The organism is Xanthovirga aplysinae (assembly GCF_009711365.1).
Taxonomy (GTDB): Bacteria; Bacteroidota; Bacteroidia; order Cytophagales; family Cyclobacteriaceae; genus Xanthovirga; species Xanthovirga aplysinae.
The window spans coordinates 1-3,513 of the sequence record NZ_SMMB01000724.1; the positions used below are offsets into that span (position 1 = coordinate 1).

General features: G+C 40.3%; 1 protein-coding gene. It reads left to right on the top strand.

Annotation, left to right across the window (positions count from 1 at the left end):
• Positions 1 to 252 precede the first annotated feature (252 nt).
• The coding region (locus E1171_RS04660; protein ID WP_155204578.1) for a S41 family peptidase at positions 253 to 3,513 on the top strand (3,261 nt) is incomplete at its 3' end.

Genomic DNA, 3,513 nt, shown 5'->3' on the forward strand with positions numbered 1-3,513 from the left:
ATTGAGTATTTATTAGTAAATAAGTCTATTAATTCTGAGAAAATTAATGGTGAAAAGGAATGCTTTTACTTAAATTTCAAATGTGACTGGGGGTAAAGGTGTTTATGAGGTTGGAAAGTAACCTGAAGAAAATTCTTTTTCTTTGTTATGGGATGACCTTTCGTAATTTATAGTTTCCAATTATTAATGAAGGATTAACTAACTTATTTTTTAAGCTCAATTCTGGATTATTTATCAATTAAGCCTATTTCTATGAAAAAAAACAAAGTGTTTTATGTCTTAATCTTATTTTCTTTTAGCCTTTCCTACACTCGAGCGCAGATTAGTGCCAGGATGTTCCGTTATCCGGATGTTTCAAAATCTCATATTGCTTTTTCCTATGCAGGAGACATTTGGATTGTTCCTAAAGAGGGAGGAGTTGCTCAGCGCTTAAGCTCTCCAAGTGGAGAAGAAGTTTTCCCAAAGTTTTCTCCGGAAGGTTCAGAAATTGCATTTACCGGAAATTACAATGGAAATAGCGATATTTACCTAATGCCGGCCTTGGGAGGAGTACCAAAAAGAATTACTTTTCATGGTGGAAATGATCGACTTTTGGGTTGGAATCCTTCGGGAGATCAATTGCTATTTGCCTCAACTAGAGAAAGTGGACGACAAAGATTCAATCAGTTTTATGTTATTTCTAAAGACGGAGGATTGGCAGAAAAGCTTCCAATGCCATATGCTGAACTTGGTTCCTTCTCTCCAGATGGAAAAAGTATTGCCTATACTGATAAAACAAGGGTTTTCAGGACCTGGAAAAGGTATGAAGGAGGGATGGCTGCAGATATTTTCCTTTTTAATCTTGCAGATTTTTCTTCACAAAAAATCACTAGTAATAGCAGTAATCAGGAATTTCCGATGTGGCACGGAGATAAGGTTTATTATCTTTCTGATCAAGGGGAAGAGAAGCGGTTTAATCTCTGGGTTCAGGATATAAACAGTGGTGAGGAAAAACAGCTTACCCGTTTTACCGAGGATGATGTCCATTTTCCTTCTTTAGGTCCGGAAGAAATTGTTTTCGAAGCCGCAGACGAACTTTACCTCCTTAATTTGTCCACAGAAGCTTATAAAACTGTAGAGGTAAAGGTGGTCACGGATCAATTGGCCTTGGTGCCGAAACAAGATAAAGTAAAGGATTATCTGCAAAATCTTAGTATTTCTCCTGACGGAAATAGGGCCATTGCAGAAGCACGTGGCGAGCTTTTTTCCCTTCCGGCAGAGAATGGGTATGTGAAAAACTTGACATCTACTTCAGGAATTGCCGAACGTTTTCCCGCCTGGTCACCCGATGGTAAATATGTAGCCTATTGGAGTGATCGTTCTGGTGAATATGAACTTACCTTATTGGATTTAGCGACGAACAAGGAACGTAAACTTACCTCCTATGGTCCAGGATTCCGTTATCATCTTTTTTGGTCGCCAGATAGCAAAAAAATAGTATTCATAGATCAGGAATCTCACATTCGTCTTTTTGATTTATCGAAAAATAGAACAGTAGAAGTCGATCAGGACAATTGGTTAAGTGAGGGAGGGCTTTCTGCAAAGGATTTTAGTTGGTCTGCCGACAGCCGTTGGCTAGCCTACTCCAAAAGCATGGACAATACAAATCAGGCGATCTTTGTTTTTGATACCCAAAATGCTAACAAACATCAACTCACCAGTGGGTATTATAGTGATTCCTCCCCTGCTTTCGATCCTGACGGGAAGTATTTGTATATACTTACAAACCGTCATTTTTCACCTGTGTATGGGGATTTCGGCAATACTTTTGTATATCCGAATGCGACACAAGTTGCAGCCATTGCATTAAGAAATGATGTCCCCTTTATTTTGGCTCCTAAAAATGATGAGGCTACCGTAGAAAGTGAAAAGGAAGAGGAGAGTTTTAAAAAAGGGAAGAAAAATAAAAAGGAAAAAGAGGAGGTTGAGGCAGATAAACCAAAATCAGTAACAATTGATTTTTCAAATATTGAGGAACGAATGGTGGTTTTGCCTCCCTCTCCAGGTAATTACTCCGATTTAAATGCGGTTTCTGGAAAGGTGGTTTATCACCAACGGCCAAGAAGTGGTGGGGAAGATAAAACTAGCCCTATCAAGTACTTTGATTTGGAAGAAAGGGAAGAAACAACTATTGTGCAGGATGCTTTGGGCTTTCAAATTTCAGCAAATGGGGAAAAGGTTTTAGTAGTGGAAAACGATCTTTCCGGGGCAATTGTTGAATTAGCTGCTGATCAAAAACTAGAGAAAAAACTTCCATTGGGGGAAATGGACATGACCGTGGAACCAAAAGCGGAATGGAAGCAAATTTTTATGGACGCCTGGAGGTTTGAAAGAGACTACTTCTATGATAAAAATATGCATGGAGTAGATTGGGAGGCGATGAAAGAAAAGTATGGTAAAATGATGGATGTCGCTGTCACCCGATGGGATGTCAATTTTGTGATAGGAGAATTAATTGGTGAATTGAATGCTTCTCATGCCTACAGAGGAGGGGGAGATACTGAAAAAGCTAAACAGGAGACCGTAGGGTATTTGGGTATAGATTGGGAAATTGCAAATGGACATTATCGCATTAAACGGGTTGTAAGGGGAGCGCCTTGGGATGCTGAAGTTTATTCACCTTTAGCCCTTCCTGGGCTGGAAATAAAAGCAGGTGATTATATCCTGGAAGTAAACGGTCGGCCTGTGAACATTGACCAAGAGCCTTATGCTGCTTTTCAAGGACTTGCCGGAAAAACCGTAGAGCTTTTGGTAAACAGTAGTCCCTCTCTTACAAATGCTCGCAAAGTAATTGTTGAGCCTATGGATAGTGAAGAACGTCTTCGGCATTTGGAGTGGATAGAAACACATCGGAAAATGGTAAGTGATGAAACAGATAACCGAGTAGGGTATATTTATGTGCGCAGCACGGGAATTGATGGGCAAAATGAGTTAATTCGTCAGTTTGCTGCTCAGATGGATAAAGATGGGTTAATTATTGATGAGCGCTTTAACAGTGGAGGACAAATTCCGGATCGTTTTATCGAATTGTTGAATCGTCAGCCTTTAGCTTATTGGGCAGTTCGAAATGGAAAGGACTGGAATTGGCCGCCTCATGCCAATTTTGGCCCTAAAGTCATGTTAATTAATGGCTGGAGTGGTTCAGGGGGAGATGCCTTCCCGGATTATTTTAGAAAAACCGGTTTAGGGCCATTAGTTGGAACTAGAACCTGGGGAGGTTTAATTGGCATTTCGGGAGCTCCTCAATTAATTGATGGAGGAATGGTAACCGTCCCTACATTCAGGATGTTTAACCCAGATGGAACCTGGTTTAAAGAAGGACATGGTGTAGATCCTGATATTGAAGTGCCGGAGAACCCAACAGAGCTTGCTAAAGGAAATGATCCACAATTGGAAAAGGCCATTGAGTGGATTAAAAAGGAGTTAAAAGAGAATCCTTATAAAAAGCCGGAGCATCCGACTTATGAGGTGAGG